This window comes from Sporichthya polymorpha DSM 43042, assembly GCF_000384115.1.
Classification (GTDB): domain Bacteria; phylum Actinomycetota; class Actinomycetes; order Sporichthyales; family Sporichthyaceae; genus Sporichthya; species Sporichthya polymorpha.
In genome coordinates, this window is the sequence record NZ_KB913029.1 from 2,417,857 (window position 1) to 2,436,153 (window position 18,297).

At 72.7% G+C, this 18,297-nt stretch carries 11 protein-coding genes; 8 read left to right on the plus strand and 3 right to left on the minus strand.

Annotated elements, in window-relative coordinates; genetic code table 11:
- Positions 1–140: 140 nt before the first annotated feature.
- Together SPOPO_RS0111970 and SPOPO_RS32745 are read left to right on the plus strand one after the other, a co-directional pair.
- Positions 141–1,853 (plus strand): NEL-type E3 ubiquitin ligase domain-containing protein, encoded by a 1,713-nt coding sequence (locus tag SPOPO_RS0111970; protein WP_019875017.1) that lies wholly within the window; start codon positions 141–143, stop codon positions 1,851–1,853.
- Between the two features lie 468 nt (positions 1,854–2,321).
- Complete coding sequence (locus tag SPOPO_RS32745; protein WP_019875018.1) at positions 2,322–4,040, plus strand: hypothetical protein; 1,719 nt, start codon at positions 2,322–2,324, stop codon at positions 4,038–4,040.
- Between the two features lie 129 nt (positions 4,041–4,169).
- Here the strand turns inward: SPOPO_RS32745 and SPOPO_RS32750 are convergent, their stop codons facing one another.
- Positions 4,170–6,125 carry an Hsp70 family protein gene (locus tag SPOPO_RS32750; protein ID WP_019875019.1) on the minus strand — a complete coding sequence of 652 codons (1,956 nt, stop codon included), beginning with the start codon at positions 6,123–6,125 and terminating at the stop codon, positions 4,170–4,172.
- Positions 6,126–6,550: 425 nt separating this feature from the next.
- On the opposite strand from SPOPO_RS32750, the gene SPOPO_RS0111985 reads away from it, so the two are divergent.
- From SPOPO_RS0111985 to SPOPO_RS0112000, 4 genes are all read left to right on the plus strand, one after another.
- Positions 6,551–7,252, plus strand: a complete 702-nt coding sequence (locus tag SPOPO_RS0111985; RefSeq protein WP_019875020.1) for an IniB N-terminal domain-containing protein — start codon at positions 6,551–6,553, stop codon at positions 7,250–7,252.
- 49 nt (positions 7,253–7,301) lie between these two features.
- Positions 7,302–7,997 carry a hypothetical protein gene (locus SPOPO_RS0111990; protein WP_028984719.1) on the plus strand — a complete coding sequence of 232 codons (696 nt, stop codon included), beginning with the start codon at positions 7,302–7,304 and terminating at the stop codon, positions 7,995–7,997.
- A gap of 210 nt (positions 7,998–8,207) precedes the next feature.
- Complete coding sequence (locus SPOPO_RS0111995) at positions 8,208–10,052, plus strand: dynamin family protein (RefSeq protein WP_211210890.1); 1,845 nt, start codon at positions 8,208–8,210, stop codon at positions 10,050–10,052.
- Positions 10,049–11,755, plus strand: a complete 1,707-nt coding sequence (locus tag SPOPO_RS0112000; protein WP_019875022.1) for a dynamin family protein — start codon at positions 10,049–10,051, stop codon at positions 11,753–11,755. The genes SPOPO_RS0111995 and SPOPO_RS0112000 overlap by 4 nt, the downstream gene beginning before the upstream one ends.
- A gap of 48 nt (positions 11,756–11,803) precedes the next feature.
- Here SPOPO_RS0112000 and SPOPO_RS29230 read toward each other — a convergent pair whose 3' ends face one another.
- Positions 11,804–14,521: a LuxR C-terminal-related transcriptional regulator gene (locus tag SPOPO_RS29230; protein ID WP_019875023.1), complete on the minus strand. Its 2,718-nt coding sequence runs from the start codon at positions 14,519–14,521 to the stop codon at positions 11,804–11,806.
- Positions 14,522–14,722: 201 nt separating this feature from the next.
- Here SPOPO_RS29230 and SPOPO_RS0112010 point away from each other — a divergent pair, with 201 nt between their 5' ends.
- Together SPOPO_RS0112010 and SPOPO_RS0112015 are read left to right on the plus strand one after the other, a co-directional pair.
- Positions 14,723–15,226: a PH domain-containing protein gene (locus SPOPO_RS0112010; RefSeq protein WP_019875024.1), complete on the plus strand. Its 504-nt coding sequence runs from the start codon at positions 14,723–14,725 to the stop codon at positions 15,224–15,226.
- Positions 15,223–16,623 (plus strand): PH domain-containing protein, encoded by a 1,401-nt coding sequence (locus SPOPO_RS0112015; RefSeq protein WP_019875025.1) that lies wholly within the window; start codon positions 15,223–15,225, stop codon positions 16,621–16,623. Before SPOPO_RS0112010 ends, SPOPO_RS0112015 begins: the two co-directional genes overlap by 4 nt.
- A 7-nt stretch (positions 16,624–16,630) precedes the next feature.
- Here SPOPO_RS0112015 and SPOPO_RS0112020 read toward each other — a convergent pair whose 3' ends face one another.
- Complete coding sequence (locus SPOPO_RS0112020; RefSeq protein WP_156869837.1) at positions 16,631–18,154, minus strand: hypothetical protein; 1,524 nt, start codon at positions 18,152–18,154, stop codon at positions 16,631–16,633.
- Positions 18,155–18,297: the final 143 nt, after the last annotated feature.

The window sequence follows — 18,297 nt, forward strand, 5'->3', positions numbered from 1 at the left end:
AGTGCGATCTTCACGTCCCCCTAGTGATCACGAGGCGCACCCGCCAAATCCCCGATGGAACAGGGGCTTCGCGCGGAGATCGTGAACAGCAGACGCGGTGACCGACACCTGACCGCGCACGACGGGGAGGTTCTACCGGCATGTCCATTTTCGACGGGGTTCCCGGCTTCCGCATCGGCCTCGGGGCCGGTGACGCGGACGAGGAGTACGAGTTCGGGTTCGGCCTCGGTGACGAGCCCGGCGCCGACGCTCTTCGGCTCGGCACGCCCCAGCTGGGCGACGCCACCGGCTTCCTCCGGGCCGGCATCGCGGTCGCGAACCCGCTCAGCGGTGGCCTCGGTGACCTGCCGAACCTCGGCGAGGTCCTGCCCGCCATCCCCGCGCTGCCGGACGTCTCGCCCGAGATCGTGAACCAGCTCGCGGTGACGGTGACCGACCTCGTCGGGGACGTCAACGTCCTCCCGAACCTGACCGAACTTCCCGCGCTGCCGGACGTCACTGCGGTGCTGGGTGTGGTCGCGAACATCCTGCCGGGGCTGGTGCTCCCGTCGCTGCCGTCACTGCCGGTGCTGCCGGGGGAGCCGAACCCGGGGACCCCGGGCCTGCCCGAGCTCGGCGACCTGCTCGCGGTGCTGCCGGCGTTGGGGGAGATCGTCCCGGTTCTGACGGAGCTCCTGCCGGCGCTGCCGGAGATTCTCCCGGCCCTGCCCGAGCTGCTGCCCGCACTCGGCGAGATCGTGCCGGAGCTCCCGGCGCTGCCGGACATCACCGCCGCCCTGGACGTCGTCGCGAACATCCTGCCGGGGCTGGTGCTCCCGTCGCTGCCGTCGCTCCCGGTGCTGCCGGGCGAGCCGAATCCGGGGACCCCGGGCCTGCCCGAGCTCGGTGACCTGCTCGCCGTGATTCCGACGCTCACTCAGATCGTCCCCGCGCTGGGCGAGATCCTGCCCGGCCTGCCCGGCCTGCCCGGGATCCCGGCGCTGCCGGACACCACGCCGGTCCAGCAGGTGATCGGGACGACGTTCAACGCCGCCGGCGGATTCGTGGCGACGACGGTCGCGGCGGCGGAGTCGCTGGTCGAGACGACCTTCGCCTCGGCGGGGGAGTTCCTCGACCACGTGCCGGCGGTGACCGAGATCGTGGGCGACCCGACCGCGGCGCTCGGTCTGGTCGAGGGTGTCCTCGGACTGATCCAGCTGCCGAACCCCAACCCCGGCCCGCTGCCTCCGGACCCGAGCCCCATTCCCGGCCTGCCGAACCTGCCGCTGCTGCCGGAACTGACGGACATTCTGGAGTCGGTCCCGGAGCTCGTGCTCCCGTGGCCGCCGCCCGGCGTCCCTGGGCTCCCGGGCCTCGGTGACGTCATCGGCCAGCTGCCGCTCCCCCTCCCCGGCGGTCCGGTGCCGCTGCCGACGCCGGTGCCCGAGCTGCCGCTGCCCCCGGGCATCGCGGGGATCGTCGACGGCACCCTGACCGCGACGGGGACCCTGGTCGCCGGTGTCGTGGAGACCGTCGAGATCGCCGGCGCCGAGGCCACCACGGCCGGGGCCGGGACCGGCGCCGCGGCGACCGCGGCGGTCGGCGAGCTCGGTGACGACGTCACGAACAAGGTGCTCGGCACGGAGACGATGGTCAGCGACGTTCTGACCCAGACTCAGGCGACGGTCAGCACCGTCGTCCCGCTCCACGACCTCGACGACCCGCAGGCATTCGTCCAGAACACGCTGGCGAACCTCGGACTGGCCGAGCCGGTGTTCACCACGCAGTCCACCGGTCTGACTGAGCCCGTCGAGGAACTGCTGCCGGTGACCTCCGACGTACTCGACACCGTGAGCGGCCTCGGGCTGCTCTGAGTCAGACCCCTCGGGGACCGGTCCGCCGGCCCCCGAGGTCCCGGCCGCCCGTGCGGCCGAAAGGGCCCCGTCCACTCCCCCCACCTGGACGGGGCCCTTTCCTGTGCCCGCAACGGCACGTGGGAACTTCATAGCGGAAAGGTCCACCTTTCCTTTCGGTCAGGGTGAATGAAGACCATCACGACCGCGGATGGGGAATGTCACTGCGCGGCCCTAGTGAGACCGTCACATCTCCCTAATGACAGCAAGATCCGTTAGGTGCCGACCCCGATTGGATCTTGCGCCGACGTCCCTACTTTCGATGCAGGGACGCAACGGGCCCACCAACCACCGCTGCGTCGCCGGTGAGAACGACTTCGTCTGCTCTGCATTTACGGGGCGATTCGGTTCGCACGCTCGACCTGATCGACACAGAGATCTGACACCTGCGCGGGACCCCTTCCCCGCCATATCTGGAGGCACCCACCCATGGCTTTTCCTGAGGACATCCTCGCGCCGGTCGAGGACGTGATCGGCACCGTTGAAGGCGTTGCCGGCATCGTCTCTGCCGTCCCGGCCCTGGCCCTGCTGGCCGAGGCTTCGGCCGTCCCGCAGGTTGCCGACGTGTTCGACACCGTCAAGGGCACCCTGCAGTCCGTCGGCTCCGTGGCCGGCGGCATCACCAACGTCACCAGCCCGACCGGCCCGCTGGGCGCGGTCAACACGGCGGTCACCGGCGTGTACAACGCCGCCACCACCTCGCTCGCGATGGCCCCGCTGACCGCGGCGGTCACGTCGGTGGTCACCGCCGGTAACCAGCTCCCGATCAGCGACGTGGTCGACACCGTCCAGGGCGCGCTCGGCACCGCCGGCCTCGTCACCGGCATCGCGCTCCCGCTGGCGACCGGCCTGGCGCCGGTCCCCGGCGTCGGCGACATCGTGGGCTCGGTGACCGGCGCGCTCGACGCGACCGGCGCCCTGGGCGACGTGTTCGACGCTGTCGAGAACCTGCAGGACGTCGTCTTCAACACCAACACGACGACCCTCGCCGGTGGGCTCCTGAGCAACTCGGGCCCGCTCACCACGGTCAACCAGATCGCGAACGCGGTCCGCACCGCGGTCAACCCGGCCCTGCCGCTGGGTGAGGTCGCGGCGCTGGCCGGCGCGATCCACGCGGTCACGAACACGACGGCCGAGCTCGGCGTCGTCAACACCCTGGTGAACTCGATCGGCACCGCCGTCCTGCCCGGCTCCGGGCTCGCGCCGCTGCTGCTCGGCCCGTCCGGCGCGCTGCACTACCTCGCGCCCGGTAGCTCGCTCGGGTTCGTCAACCAGGTCCTCGGCGCCACCACCGGCGTTGTCGACCCGGTCCTCGGCGTGGTCACCGGCGCGACCGGTGCGACCGACGGTGTCCTCGGCGGCCTCGGTGGCCTGCCCGGCACCGAGCTGCTCGACACCCTGCCCCTGGGCGACCTGCTCGGTGGCGTCACCGGTGGCGAGGGTGACCTGCTCGGCGGGATCCTCGGACCCGAGGGCCTGGTCGGTGGCCTGCTCGGCGGCGTGACCGGTGGCGAGGGCGACCTCCTCGGTGGCCTGCTCGGTGGCGTGACCGGTGGAGAGGGCGACCTCCTCGGCGGCCTCCTCGGCCCCGAGGGCATCGTGGGTGGCCTGCTCGGCGGCGCGACCGGTGGCGAGGGCGACCTGCTCGGCGGGCTCCTCGGGCCGGAGGGTGTTGTCGGTGGCCTCCTCGGTGGGGTCACGGGCGGCACGGAGAGCCCGCTCGACGGGATTCTCGGCGAGGAGGGCCTGGTCGGTGGTCTGCTCGGTGGGGTCACGGGCGGCGAGGAGAGCCCGGTCGACGGGATCCTCGGCGAGGAGGGCCTGGTCGGTGGTCTCCTCGGCGGTGTCACCGGCGGCGAGGAGAGCCCGGTCGACGGGATCCTCGGCGAGGACGGCATCGTGGGTGGCCTGCTCGGCGGCGTCACCGGCGGCTCGGAGGACGGTGGCCTGCTGGCCCCGGTCACCAGCATCGTCGGCGGCCTGACCGGCGGCACCGAGGGCAGCGACCCGCTGGCTCCGGTCAACGACATCCTGGGCGGCCTCACGGGCGGCACCGAGGGCACCGACCCGGTCGGCGGCCTCCTCGGTGGCGTGCTCGGCGGCGAGGAGGGTGGCCTGCTCGGCGGCCTCCTCGGCGGCGCTGCCTGACGGATAGTCAGCTAAACAGTAAGAAGACGAAGGGCCCCACCGCGCCGGCGGTGGGGCCCTTCCTTGCGTCCGGCGAGGGGTGGCCTATTGGCCACAGTTGGCCGGACGCAGGGGAGGTTCCGCGAGGAATTACGGCGCGGGGGGAGACTCCTCACCAGCGTCGCCGAACTCGACGGAACCGGACTCGGTCGAGGTGTCCTCCTCGACCTCGGCGGCCGGGGCGGGTGCCGCCTCCTCGGCGGGAGCCGCCTCGACGGCCGACGGAGCAGCGACGGCGTCGACCGGCGCCGCCTCGGGGGTCGTGGCCTTCGTCGGCGTGACGGCCTCCGTGCTGCGACGCGCCGTCGCCTTGCGCTCGGTCTTCGCGGGCCGCTCGACGACGACGTCGTCGTCCTCGGCCTCGCGCGCAGAATCTGCCACCCCGTCAGATGACTCCGACGACGACGACCCGGCCGAGGCGGACCGCGAGTCGGCACTCCCCTCCACGTGCCCACTCGCGGACCCGCCCGCCGAGCCCGTGGTCGCGTCGGAGGACGACGTGGACGTCTCCTCCTCGGCGGCCTTCTCCTTGGCCCGCTCCCCGCGGGCCTTGTCCTTGGCCTTGCCGGTCTCCTCGACCTGGAGCTGCGCGCCGTCGTCGCCGACCCCGGCCCGCGCCTCCTGCACCGAGCCGGCGGGGACGGCGTCGCCGAGGTCGAGCACACCGAGCGACGCGAGTCCGAACCCGCCGAGCAGGATCACGCCCGCCGCAGCGGTCACGACCTTGTGCGCCTTCCGCTGCGGCTTGGGCTCGTCCTTCAGCCGCCGCCCCTCGCGCACCTCCGCCTCCCGGCCGTCGAACTTCTCGGTCGTGAGTGCCGGGCGCGCGGGCCGGTCGACGACAGCCGCGGCCGGAGCACCCGCAGCCGGAGCGGGGGAGGCCGCCACCGCCGCGGCCGAAGGAGCGACGGCCGCGGCGGCGGTCAGGCCGGCGATGAGGGCGAGCGCGGGGCGGGCGTGGCGGCCGGACTTCTCCAGGGCCAGGACGCCGCCGATCGCGACCGCGAGCTTGGGGTCGATGTCCCGCTCGAGCGGGACGCCCGGGTACCGGGCGGAGAGCAGCTGCGTCACGAGCGGGATCCGCGAGGACCCGCCGGTGAGCAGGATGCGGTCGAGGTTCTTGCGCGTCAGATTGGCCGAGACCAGCGCCGCCTCGACGAAGGTGCACGTCTCCTCGAGCGCGCCGGCGATCATCGCCTCGAAGTCGGCGCGGGTGACGCGGACGGAGGTCTGCGCGCCGCCGAGCAGGACCGGCACCGTCGCCGCGGTGTCGGCGGACAGCGCCTCCTTCGCCTCGACGCACTCGCGCCGGAGGCGGCCCATCGCCGTCAGGTGCATCGGGTCGTCGGCCTCGACGCCCGGGGTCTGCGGCCCGGCGACGCCGAGCACGTAGGCGAGCACCGCGTCGTCGAAGTCGACGCCACCGAGGTTCGGGATCCCCGTCGGGGTGCCGAGCGCGGTGAAGCGGTTGCCGGACTCCGCGCGCAGGACCGCCGCGTCGAACGTCCCGCCCCCGAGGTCGTAGACCGCGACGGTCGCACCGGCCACGAGCTTCCCGGCCTGCGCGTAGGCCAGGGCCGCGGCGGCGGGCTCGCTGATCATCGTCACGTCGAGCAGGCCCTCGCCGGCGAGCGCGCCGGCGAGCAGATCCTTCTTGTGGGAACCCCACGCCGCCGGCACGGTGACGGCGACGGCGTCGGGTGCCCCGCCCTCCTGCTCGGCGACGCGGTCGGCGACGAGGCCGATCATCTTCGCCGCGAGCGCGTGGGCGGTGAGTCCGTCGCCGGAGGTGCCGACGAGCAGCGGGGTTTCGTCCCCGATGCGGCGCTTGAACCGACGGACCACGCGGTCCGGGTCGGTCAGCGCGCGGCGCTCAGCCGCCTCGCCCATCAGGACGGTGCCGTCGGCGCCCAGGAACAGGACCGAGGGCACGGTCGCGGACCGGTCGCCCAGCCGGACGACGGTCGGCGCGGACCCGGTGCCCGGACGGTGCACCACCGCCGCGGTGTTGGTGGTGCCGAGATCGACACTCAGTCGGTAACCCATGGCGCGCCAGCCCCCTTGGTCGTGGTTCAACGGGGGCAATACGACCGGAGCGACACCCGTCGGGTCGCCCTAAACGAGGACAAGATCGTTTGACCGCGAGCGCAGCAAAGGACCCGAGGGAACGTCCGATTTCGCCCGTTCGTGCAGGTCGGAGGCGGTTTACCACTGCTTGAACCACTGTGACTGGTGATGTCTGGTGTGACGGTTGTTACCACTTCTTGAACACCAGTCACACGCGACACGCCGGGGAATCCCCCAACGCGGGGGTGCGGACCAAGATCGCAATCCCCCAATCCGGTGATCGTGATTTGGGGGTTTTCCCCGATCCGTCCGATTCGCCCGACTGCCTAGGTTCGGCACCACAGCGGCTCCGGTGCGGGGCCCCGAGCCCACCACTCGGACGAATCTGACGAAGGGTCACCCCAATGGCTACCTCCCTGCTCGACTGGATCATGGACCTGATGCGGGACGGCGGCGCCCGCGAGGCGTTCAACACGAACCCGCAGCTCTCGATGGCGTCCGCCGGCTTCACCAACGTGTGCGGCGCGGACGTGGCGGACTCCCGCGCGTTCCTCTTCGACAACCCCTCGATCCGCGAGGTCGGCGGCGTCGACCGCCCGGCGACCGACGACGCGGACGCGGCGGAGCAGATCCGCTACATCATCAACAACTACACGATCGAGCAGCCCGCCGCGGCCGGCAGCAACGTCACCGGCCCCACCACGATCGTCGACACCCCGGGCCCGAACGACGTCGACGACCAGGACACCGTCGTCGACGGCGACGGGAACACCGTCAGCAGCAACCAGGCGAACACCACCGACCAGACCTCGTCGGACGACGACACGGTCGAGGACTCCAGCACCAACACCGACAGCGACGCCGACAACGTCGTCAACGGTGACAACTCGGCCGGTGAGAACCAGATCGCCGGTGGCATCGACGACCTCGGCGAGGGCCTGTCGGGCGACGACAACACGAACATCATCACCCTGGCCGACGTGGTCGACATCGAGGAGTCGCCGATCCTCAACGAGAGCCTGAACCGGCTCGTCGACGACAGCCTGAACGAGGTCGCCTACAACGCCCTTCAGGACGCGGACAACCTGATCAGCATTCTCGGCTGACCCTCGTCAACCACCAGCCAGCACCATCACCTGAGGAAGGGTCACGGAAATGGCCATCACCCTGCTCGACTGGATCGCCAACCTGATGCGTGACGCCGGCGCCCGCGAGGCGTTCGCCGCGCAGCCGCAGCTCGCCATGGCGTCCGCCGGCTTCACGCAGTCCTGCGGCTCCGGGGAGGTCTCGCCGGCGTTCGTCCCGGCCGACACCAGCTTCCGCGAGGTCCAGGGCGTCTCGCTCCCGGACAGCGACGTCGAGAGCGCGGACCGCGTGGAGTACGTCATCAACAACTACACGATCGAGGCGGCGGACGTCGCCGGCTCGAACGTCACCGGCCCGACGTCGATCGTCGACAGCCCCGGCCCGAACGACGTCGAGGACCAGGACACCGTCGTCGACGGCGACGGGAACACCGTCAGCAGCAACCAGGAGAACACGACCGACCAGAGCTCCTCGGACGACGACACCACGACCGACTCGAGCACCAACACCGACAGCGACGCGGACAACGTCGTGACCGGGGACAACTCGGCCGGCGGCAACCAGATCGCGGGCGGCATCGAGGACGTCGGCGAGGGCATGTCGGGCAGCGACAACCTCAACGTCATCACGCTGGCGGACGTGGTCGACATCGAGGAGTCGCCGATCCTCAACGAGAGCCTGAACCGGCTCGTCGACGACAGCCTCAACCAGGTCGGCTACAACCTGCTCGATGACGCCGACGACCTGATCAGCATCCTGGGCTGACGGCAACGCCTCAGGAGGGGACATCTCGACGGATTCCGTGCCGGTCGTGTCGCGCCAGATCCCCCGACACGCACCCGTCGAGGTGAGAGGATCGGCCCCGTCCCGGGTACACCGGGGCGGGGCCGCTGCCTGTGCGGACCGGGTTGCGGACTTACCGTGGCTCAGGGCGCCTGTGGGGGCGGTCGCGAACACCAGGGTCAGGAGAGGTACGTGCCGGCACCCGAAGCGGTGATCCAGACGGTCGACGAGGCGCTGCGCATGGTCACTGCGCGCGGCCGCACCGACCTCGCGGCACGTCTGCGCAAGACCAAGGACCGCCTCCACGACGACCGCGTGCGGGTCCTGGTGATCGGGGAGTTCAAGCAGGGGAAGTCCCAGCTGGTGAACGCCCTGGTCCGGGCACGCGTCTGCCCCGTCGACGACGACATCGCCACCTCCGTCCCGACCGCCGTGTACTACTCCGAGAACCCGGTCGTGACGCTGGTGAAGGAGGAGCCGGGCGCGGATCCCGACGACGAGTCACGTCCGGTTCGCACGGAACGCACCGAGGCGAGCCTGGAGGACATCCAGCGCTTCGTGACCGAGATGGGCAACCCCGCGAACCGTGAGGGGCTCAGCCACGTCGAGGTCGGCCTGCCCACGCCGTTGCTCCAATCGGGTCTTGAGCTCGTGGACACTCCGGGCGTCGGTGGCCTCGGGTCCGTCCGTGCCACCGCGACCCTCGCCGCGCTGCCCGGCGCCGACGCCGTCCTCCTCGTTTCTGACGCCGCGCAGGAGTACACCGCCGCCGAGCTCGAGTTCCTCAAGCACGCGGTGAAGCTGTGTCCGAACATCGCCTGCATCCTGACGAAGATCGACCTCTACCCCGAGTGGCGGCGCATCTACGAGCTGAACCAGGCGCACCTGACCCAGGCGGGCATCACGGCCCAGCTGATCCCCGTCTCGTCCGTGCTGCGCTGGCACGCGCTCGACCGCAACGACAACGACCTCAACATCGAGTCCGGCTTCCCGGTGCTCGCGACGATGCTGACGAACACCGTCGGCCAGGCCGAGCTGCTGGTGCGGCGCGCGGTCGCGAACACCGTCGCTGGTGTGGCCGAGCAGCTGGCGCGGGGGCTGCAGTCCGAGCTCGGGGTGCAGGAGCACCCGGAGACGGTGCAGTCGACGGTCACCGACCTGCGCGCGGCCAAGGAACGCATGGCCGCCCTGCGCGACCGCTCCGCGCGGTGGCAGCAGACGCTGTCGGACGGCGTCGCGGACCTCGCCGCCGACATCGACTACGACCTCCGCGACCGCATGCGCGACATCCAGCGCAACGCCGAGGAGGAGATCGACGTCCTCGGCGACCCCGCCGTCGTGTGGGTCGAGTTCGCCCCGTGGGTCGAGGAGCAGGTCGCGGGCGCGACGTCGGCGAACTTCGTCTGGGCGAACGAGCGCGCGCGGTACCTGGCCGCGCTGGTCGCCGAGCACTTCGCGGAGGACGGTCAGCTCTCGCTGCCTGACCTCGACGTCGACGCCGGCGGGTCGATGCAGGCCGTCCGTCCGATGTACCTGAACGACGAGGGCGACCCGGGCCTCGGCGAGCAGGCGCTGATCGCCGTCCGCGGCGGTTACATCGGGACGCTCATGTTCGGCATGTTCTCCACCTTCGCGGGGATGGCTCTGCTGAACCCGTTCTCGGTCGGCGCCGGTCTCCTCCTCGGTGGACGTACCCTGCGGGAGGAGAAGAAGCGCTTGCTGCAGCGCCGTCAGGCGGAGGCGAAGAACGCTGTGCGTCGTTACACCGACGATGTGACCTTCCACGTCGGGAAGGACTCGCGCGACATGCTGCGCCGGGTCCAGCGTCAGCTGCGCGACCACTTCACGCAGGTAGCTACGGAGCTGGAGACGTCGCTGCAGGACTCGCTGAAAGTCGCCGAGGCCGGCGCCCGCACCAACGCCAAGGACCGCGAGGCCCGGATCGGGGAGCTCAAGCGCGAGCTCGCCGGAGTCGCCGCGCTGCAGAAGCAGGCTCGCGACCTCGTCGCCGTCGCCGCGAAGGCGGGTGCGGTGTGATCCTTCGCCGCAAGAACAAGAAGGGCGCGGCGGAAACGGACGAGACGGCGACCTCCGCCGTCCCCGCCCAGTCCGCCCCGGGCTCCGGCCCGATGCCCGGCACCGCTCCGCTGGAGCCGCCGGCTCCGGCCCCGGCTCCGGTTGAAGCGCCGGCGGCGCCGGTCGCTCCGTCCGCCCCGGTCGCCCGAGAGACGCCGGTCCCCGCGGCCCGGTCACGGATCACGCCGGCGTCGACGGACATCTGCGACCAGGTCCGGGCGGTGCTGCAGCAGGCCGCGGAGGTCTACGCCGACCACCCCGAGGAGGCGGAGCGGATCGAGGCCCACCTCGACCGGCTCGACTCCCCGGTCCGGATCGCGATCGCCGGCAAGGTGAAGGCGGGCAAGTCGACACTGCTGAACGCGCTCGTCGGCGAGATCATCGCGCCGACCGACGCGGGGGAGTGCACCCGCATCGTCACCTGGTACCGCAACGCTCAGGCGCCGCGGATCGTGATGCGGCGCAAGGACGGCGACGCGGCGGACCTCCCGATCGTCCGGCAGAACGGGAAGCTCGAGCTCGACCTGCTCGGCGCGGCGCCCGAGGACGTCGACCGCCTCACCGTCGACTGGCCCTCCGGCGACCTCGCGACGATGACGCTGATCGACACCCCGGGTATCGCGTCGGCGTCGGCGGAGGTGTCCGCGCGGACCGAGGCGCTGCTGACCCCGGACGAGGAGCAGGGCGCCGCCGACGCGATCGTCTACCTGATGCGCCACGTGCACGCCGACGACGTCGGGTTCCTCGAGGCCTTCCACGCCCACGCGGCGATCGGGTCGTCACCGGTGAACACCGTCGCGGTGCTCTCCCGGGCGGACGAGATCGGCGCCGGCCGCGTCGACGCGCTGCAGTCCGCGCGCGCGATCGCGTCCCGGCTGCGTGGCGAGGAGAAGATCCGGTCGCTGTGTCAGACCGTCGTCCCCGTCGCGGGTCTGCTGGCCGAGACCGGTCGGACGCTCCGTCAGTCGGAGTTCAACGCGCTCGCGAAGATCGCCGCCGCGGACCGTGAGTTCGTCGACGGGATGCTGCTCTCCGCCGACCGCTTCGCGCGCGAGCTGCCCGAGGGGTCGCCGGACCTACCCTCGGCCGAGGTGCGCCGCCGGCTGCTCGAGCGGTTCGGGCTCTTCGGCGTCCGGCTCGCACTGCCGCTGATCCGACAGGGCATCACGGACTCGACCGCGCTGTCGGCCGAGCTCGTCCGCCGCTCCGGGCTGGAGGAGCTGCGCGAGGCCCTGACCGCACTGTTCACCGAGCGCGGCGACCTGCTGAAGGCGCGGTCGGCGCTGATGGCGCTGGACTCGATCCTGCGTTCCACGCCGCTGCCTGAGTCGGAGATGCTCTTCGCGCAGGTCGAGAAGATCTCCTCCGGTGCGCACGAGTTCGTCGAGCTCGGGCTGCTGGGGTCGCTGCGCACCGGCGCCGTCGTCCTCCCCGCCGACCAGCGCGCCGAGGCCGAGCGCCTCCTCGGCGGGACCGGTCAGGCCCAGTTCGTCCGCCTCGGCCTCCCGCCCGAGGCGACCCCCGACGAGATCCGCGACGCCGCCACCGACGCGATGGGCCGCTGGCGCCGCCGCGCCGAGAACCCCGCCTCGACCCGCCCCGTCGCCGACGCCGCCCGCGTCATCGTCCGCACCTGCGAAGGCATCATCGCCTCGCTCCCCTGACCTGCGACCCCCGCGTTGATAAGGGGTGTCACCCCTTATCAACGACGGTTAGGCGTCGTTGTCGAGGGCGGCGCGGAGCTGGGAGAACAGCTCGCCGCGGCTGCCGGCGCCGAGGCGCTGACGCATGCGGGCGACGTGGTGCTCGACGGTCTTCGCGGAGATGAACAGCCGCTCGCCGATCTCCTTGTACGTCAGGCCGGTGACGAGAAGAGCGGCGACCTCGCGCTCGCGCTCGGAGAGGCTGACCCCGCTCGACGACGAGGACGACGGGGCCGGCGCCGAGTCCGCGGGACGCGTCGGGGACGGGAAGGCCGGAGTCTCGGCGGGGAGGTCCAGGCCCGCGGTCTCGGCGGAGACCGAACCCCCGGCGGCCGGACGCAGCGAACGGGCGACGCTCATCAGCGCCGACATCATCTGGCGGTCACCGGTGCGGACGGCGGCCTGGCCGGCGAGGCGGGAGGCGTCCCACGCGTGGCCGATCGAGTGCAGACGCCGCGCCGCGGCCTCGACCTCGGTGGCGTCGACCTGACCCGCCATCACGCGCAGCCAGGACCGCGCCGCCGCGGCGAGGACCGCCGCCTGCGGGTAGGTGGGTGCCGCGGCTTCGAGTACAGCAATATGTGACTCAGCGTCAGCCGGACGGTCCGCCAGAGAAGCGGCCTGGACGGCGTACCAGTGCATCGGGGTCGCCCACAGCGCGGGCTGGCCGAGGCGGTCGAGCAGCGCCCACGCCTCGGACAGGTGCGGACGGATCCAGCTCTCCTCCTGCAGCCGCGCGGCGGCGACGGCGAGCTCGCCGACCGCGTGCAGCGCGAACAGGTCGACGGGGTGCCGGACGATCGCCTGGCGGGCCCGCTGCCACGCGGTGTTCAGCGCGCCGAGGTCGCCCTCGCGTCGGGCGAGCCCGACCTCGATGGCGGCGGCGGTCAGTTCCTCGCGGGGCTCGAGTGCGCCACCACCCGGGCCGGCGGAGCCGACGAGGGCGCGGGCGGTCTCGAGGTCGCCGCGCTGCATCGCGGTCCAGGCCTGCAGCAGCCGGTAGCGCGACATCGCAGGCTCGCCACCGAGGCGGGACGCCACCGCGCGGGTCAGCACCGACTCGGCGACGTCGAACTCCCCGCAGTTCAGCGCGACGATCGCGGCGAGCGCGGCGGGGGTGTCGGGCATCAGGGTCCGCTCGGCGGCGGGTTCGAGCAGCATCGCGGCGCGGGCGAGGAGCGAGAGCGCGAGGCTCGGCGTCCCCGTCACGCTCTCCAGCACGCCCTCGGCGAGCAGCGTCTCGACGCCGTCGGACAGCGTCGGCGCCGGCAGCAGGCCGTGCTCCAGCGCGGCGCGCGCGCCGGGCAGGTCGCCGACGCCGAGCAGCGCCGGCACCGCGAGCACGGGCGGCTCGCCGGTCGTGTTGGCCCACCAGCGGTAGAGCTGCGCGGTTCGGCTGAGCATGCCGCGCGTCGCGAGGACGGTCGCAGCGACCGCGACGGCAACGTCCCGGTCGGGCGCGTTCGCGTCGGAGATCGCGATGTCGGCCAGGCGCAGCGCGGTGTTCAGGTCGCCGACGAGCGCGCTCGCGCGGCCCAGCTTCGCGGCGACGGAGGCGATCGGGGTTCCCGCCTGCACGGCGGCGGCGTAGAGCTTGACGGCCTCGGTCGGCGTCGGAGCCTCCGCGGCGCCGGCGGCGAGCACGGCCCCGACCTCGGGCCCGGTCATCCCTGCCCCCGCGAGCGCGCGGGCGTGCTCGAGCATCGAGCCGCCGCGCCGGTGGACGGCGGCGACCCAACCGGTCCGCATCGCCTGGATGCGCATCGGCGGCGCGAGGGTGAGCAGCGCGTGCCGGGCCAGCGGCAGCAGCGCGCCGGTCTCGGTGAGCAGGCCGCTCGCGCGCGCCACCTCGGCGGCGTGCTCGACGGACGCGGGCTCGGAGTTCAGGACGTCGGCCAGCAGTTGCGGGTTCAGCTCCGCCCCGACGGCGAGCGCGAGCAGCAGGCTCAGCGGCTCCGGCCCGAGGGCGCTCAGGTCCAGGCGCAGCAGTTCGAGGACGCTCGTCGGGATCTTCGCCGGCGCCCAGCCCGCGTGCCCCGGCCCGTCGGGCACGAGCCCGGCGGCGCACAGCGCAGAGGCGAGGGCGTCGACCAGCTTCGGCGTCCCGGCGGTCTGCTCGTGGACGAACGCGGCGAGCGCGGCGCTGCCCGAGCCGGAGCACAGGCCCTCGACGCGCGCCGTCACCTCGGCCCGCGAGAGCCGGCCGAGCACGATCGGCGCCCGCTGGCGGCCGAGGGCCGCGGCGAGGGCGTCCACGTTCGGGAGGTCCGGACCCGGCCGCGTCGCGACGACGATCCGCTGCCGGCCCGCCTCGACCATCCGGCGCAGGTCGAGAAGGACCTCGTCGGGCAGGTTGCGGGCGTCGTCGATGAGGAGGACGGCGTCCTCCGGCGGCGGCCAGGCCGACGCGTCGCGGTGGACCGTCACGCCGGCGGCGGAGTAGATCGAGGCCAGCGCGTCGAGCATCGCCGTCTTGCCGGTGCCCCCGCGCCCGACGATGACGCCGACCAGCGGCCCGGACGGGTCGGCCGCGGCGTCCGCGCAGAGCGCGACGGCGGCGTGCGAGCCCGAGAACGTCGAGTTCGGGTTCCGCGGGGCCGTGAGGCCGGACGCGGAGCCGCGCGAACCGGGACCGGGAACCCGGGCCGATTGAGCGCTGGCCTGCACCACGCGTTTGCCCCCGTTGTCGCTGCCTGGTTGGCGGTCGCCGACCCCGCCCGCGGTCACCCCACGACCACCGTAGGGACAACCGTCCAGGGGTTCGGACGCTGGATCAAGAAGACTGGTTCCGACGTGAACCTGCCTCACGACGATTCTGTCTCTCGAGTAACACCAAACCCACACGACACGCGTTCGCTTTGCGTTGCGTCGCTGACATCCCCACCCGCCTCCGTTGGGGTGACACTCGGGGCCGCCTAGCGTGGGGGCATGGACCCGTTCGCGCTCGAGGACCGGTGGACCCCGGTCTCGCCCCGGCTGCGGTCGCTGCGGCTGACGGTGCTGACGGGGGTCCTCGGGACGTTCGCCCTGCTCGCGGTGGGGGTCGGGGCGCTGACGGCCGTCCTGGACGACCCGACGCCGGGGCTGATCGGCGCCGGGGTGGCGCTGGTCGTCCTCGGCGGGCTCTACGCGCTCGGCCGGCGGCTGATCCGCCGCAACTACGAGGCCTGGGGGTACTCGGAGCGGGACGAGGACCTCCTCGTCGTCCGCGGCTGGCTGTTCCGCCGGCTCGTCGTCGTCCCCTACGGGCGGATGCAGTTCGTCGACGTGACGGCCGGGCCGCTGGAGCGCCGGTTCAACCTCGCGACGGTCCAGCTCCACACCGCCGCCGCGGCGTCCGACGCCCGGATCCCGGGGCTGCCCCCGGACGAGGCCCAGCGCCTCCGCGACACCCTGGCCCGCCTCGGCGAGGCCCGGTCGGCGGGCCTGTGACCGAGTTCCATCCGCCCGACCCCGCCTACGCCCCCGCGGGGTTCCCGCCGCCGCCGGAGCCTCCGCCCGACCCGACGTCCCTCCCGGTCGATCCGCCCGAGGAGCCCCGGCTCGCGGCCCGGCTGCACCCGCTGACCCCGTTCGCCCGGGGCTGGGCGGCGATGATCGGGGCGACGGTGGTCGCGGGCCAGGACGCGGTCCGCGAGGCGGACGTGGTCCAGATCCTGCTGATCCTCGCCGCGGTCACGGTCGCGGCGCTGGCGTTCGGGTTCTGGACGTGGTGGTTCACCCGCTACGTCATCGAGGGCGACGACCTGCGCGTCGACTCCGGCCTGCTGTTCCGCAAGAGCCGGCACATCCGACTCTCCCGGCTGCAGGCGATCGACGTCGTCCAGCCGTTGGTGGCGCGGATCCTCGGCCTCGCCGAGCTCCGTCTCGAGGTCGCCGGCGGGGGAGCGGCCGAGGGACGCCTGGCCTACCTCTCCGAGGACAAGGCCCGGACGCTGCGGGCCGAGCTGCTCGCCCGGGCCGCGGGCGTGCGCCCGGACGCCCCCGAGGCGCCCGAGCAGGTCCTGGTCCGCGTCCCGGTCGCCGCGCTGATGACGTCGCTGCTGCTGACGGTCTGGGTGCCGCTGCTCGTGGTCGGCGGCTCGGTGCTGATCGGCGTCGCGATCTGGCAGCGCGAGCCGGCGCTGATCTTCCCCGCGATCCCGGTCCTGCTCGCCTTCGGCACCCTCGCCTGGCGCGAGCTGGAGAGCGGCTTCGACTTCACCGTCGCCGAGTCACCCGACGGTCTGAGGCTCCGTCACGGCCTCCTCGCCCGGCACAGCCAGACCGTCCCGCCCGGCCGGGTCCAGGCGCTGCGGATCATCCAGCCCCTGTTCTGGCGCAACCGCGACTGGGTCCGCGTCCTCATCAACGTCGCCGGCTACGCGGGCGGCAACGACGCCGCGCAGAAGTCGACGTCGGTCCTGCTCCCGGTCGCCCCGCGTGCCACGGCGCTCGCGGTGATCGGCCGCATCCTGCCCGGCGTCGATCCGGGGACGATCCCGCTCAACCCCGCCCCGCGTCGCGCCGGCCGCGCCCGCCCGTTCTGGTGGCGCGGCCTGGCCTGGGGCGCCGACGACCGCGTCTTCGTCGCGACGAGCGGCCTTTTCCGCCGCAACCTCGACGTCGTCCCGCACGGCAAGACCCAGTCCGTCCGCCTGACTCAGGGCCCGTGGCAGCGACGCCTCGGTCTCGCGACCGTCCGGCTCGACAGCGTCCCCGGCCCGGTCGTGGTCGAGGTCGCGCACCGCGACGCCGCCGAGGCCCGCGAGCTCGCCGAGACTCAGGCCGCCCGCGCCCGCGAGGGCCGCCGCTCCGCCGGCCCCGAGCGCTGGATGGCGGGAACCTGACGACGCGTCAGCGGACGCCGTAGGCGTTGGTCACCGTCTGGACGACGCTCGCTCCGGACTTCGACTTCGCCGTCGCCCGCAGGCTCAACCAACCGCTCGCCGGCGCGGGCACGTTCGCGCGCCACGACGAGCCCGACTTGGTCACCGGAACGGTCCGCCAGGTCGCCCCACCGTCGGTGGAGTACTCCAGCTTCACCGACTTGACCGAGGCCAGCTCCTCCACGCCCATCGTGATCTTCGTGAGCGCGCCGGGCTTGACCAGGCCACGCAGGTCCATGCCCGCGGGGACGAGCCGGATGCGCCCGGCCTCGGCCGGCCGCACGCCGTTGAACGTGCCGTCGGCCTTGAACGACCAGCGCGCGGTCACGACCGCCGAACGCCCGGCACCCTCCGGTCGCCGCGCGACCATCTCGACGACGTAGGTCTTGCGCGCCGTCGGGATCCGGTACTTGATGTTCGTCCCGCTCTTGAGCAGCTTGCCGCCGCTGAACAGCGAGTAGGTGACGCTGACCGGCGTGAGCTCGCAGGAGTCGACGCGGACGGCGCCCGTGGACGGCGCGCAGATCGGCGAGCGCCCGCCCACCTCGAGGGTGCGCCGGTCGACCGCGATGTTCACGCTCTCCGGGGTGACCGCCCAGACCCCGCCGCCCCAGTCCTCGCGGTAGCTCTTGCCGGCGGCGTAGCGGACGAGCCGGTTGTTCTTCACCGGCGCCTGCATCGACAGCGACGCCGTGCCGTGCGCGCCCGCGACGAACAGGTCCGTCCGCCACACCAGGTCTGGCGTCCGGTAGGAGGTCAGCGCCGCGGCGGGCGGGTGCTCGACCCACGGCCCGTCGTGCGTGACGACGAGGGTGCTGTCGGCCTTGCGCGGGCTGAGCCGGAGCGCGACCTGCTGATCCGGGTCGAGCACCCCGAGGCTCATCGTCACCTTCGCGAGCTTCTTGCGCGTGGTGGAGAACGGGAGCTTGCTCGGGATGCCGGTCGTGGTCTTGACGAGGTCGTAGCGGTAGGAGGTCTCCGCGGCCGCGGTGTTGGCGAGCACCGAGTGCACCGCGAACTTCAGATCCTTGCTCGCGGTCGGGATCGCGTAGGTCGCGTCGGCCGGCAGGAACTCCGGGCTCAGCACGGCCTTCTTCCCGGCGCTGATCTTCACCGCCAGCGCGGTCTGACGGGCCGTCGGATCGTCGACGCGGAAGCTCACCGACTTGCCCTGCCGCGCGTCGAACGTGACCGCGCTGTTGGCCTTCACGTCCAGGACCCGCGCCGCCAGCGTCTTCGCCGGCGACTCGGTGATGGCCGCGACCAGCGCGTACTTCCCGGCCGGCACCGTGGCCGGTCGGCCGGTTGTGACCGTGTACCGCTTCGTCGAGGAGAGGCTGACCAGCGACCCGGTCACCCCGATCGGCGCCCCCGTCCGCGCGATCGCGCCGAGGGAGATCGTGTGCGAGGCCGCCTGCGCGGGCATCGCCACCAGCCCCGTGGTCGCGAGGGCGGCGAGAAGCGGGACCGTCAGGAGTCGTCGTGTCGTCACGAAGGGCAGTTTGGTGCGGTTTGCCCGGTCTGCGCATCAACCAATGGGGGAGATCGGCCTCAACCGAAAGGGCGGGGCTACCGCAAGCGAGCAGGGCTCAACAAGATGTGAGCCGTGTGACGTGATCCACTCGGGTGAATTGA

Excerpts from the sequence above, each read along its gene's own strand:
- SPOPO_RS0111970 (WP_019875017.1), top strand. The coding sequence starts at position 141 with ATGTCCATTTTCGACGGGGTTCCCGGCTTCCGCATCGGCCTCGGGGCC.
- SPOPO_RS32745 (WP_019875018.1), top strand. The coding sequence starts at position 2,322 with ATGGCTTTTCCTGAGGACATCCTCGCGCCGGTCGAGGACGTGATCGGC.
- SPOPO_RS32750 (WP_019875019.1), bottom strand. The coding sequence starts at position 6,125 with ATGGGTTACCGACTGAGTGTCGATCTCGGCACCACCAACACCGCGGCG.
- SPOPO_RS0111985 (WP_019875020.1), top strand. The coding sequence starts at position 6,551 with ATGGCTACCTCCCTGCTCGACTGGATCATGGACCTGATGCGGGACGGC.
- SPOPO_RS0111990 (WP_028984719.1), top strand. The coding sequence starts at position 7,302 with ATGGCCATCACCCTGCTCGACTGGATCGCCAACCTGATGCGTGACGCC.
- SPOPO_RS0112010 (WP_019875024.1), top strand. The coding sequence starts at position 14,723 with ATGGACCCGTTCGCGCTCGAGGACCGGTGGACCCCGGTCTCGCCCCGG.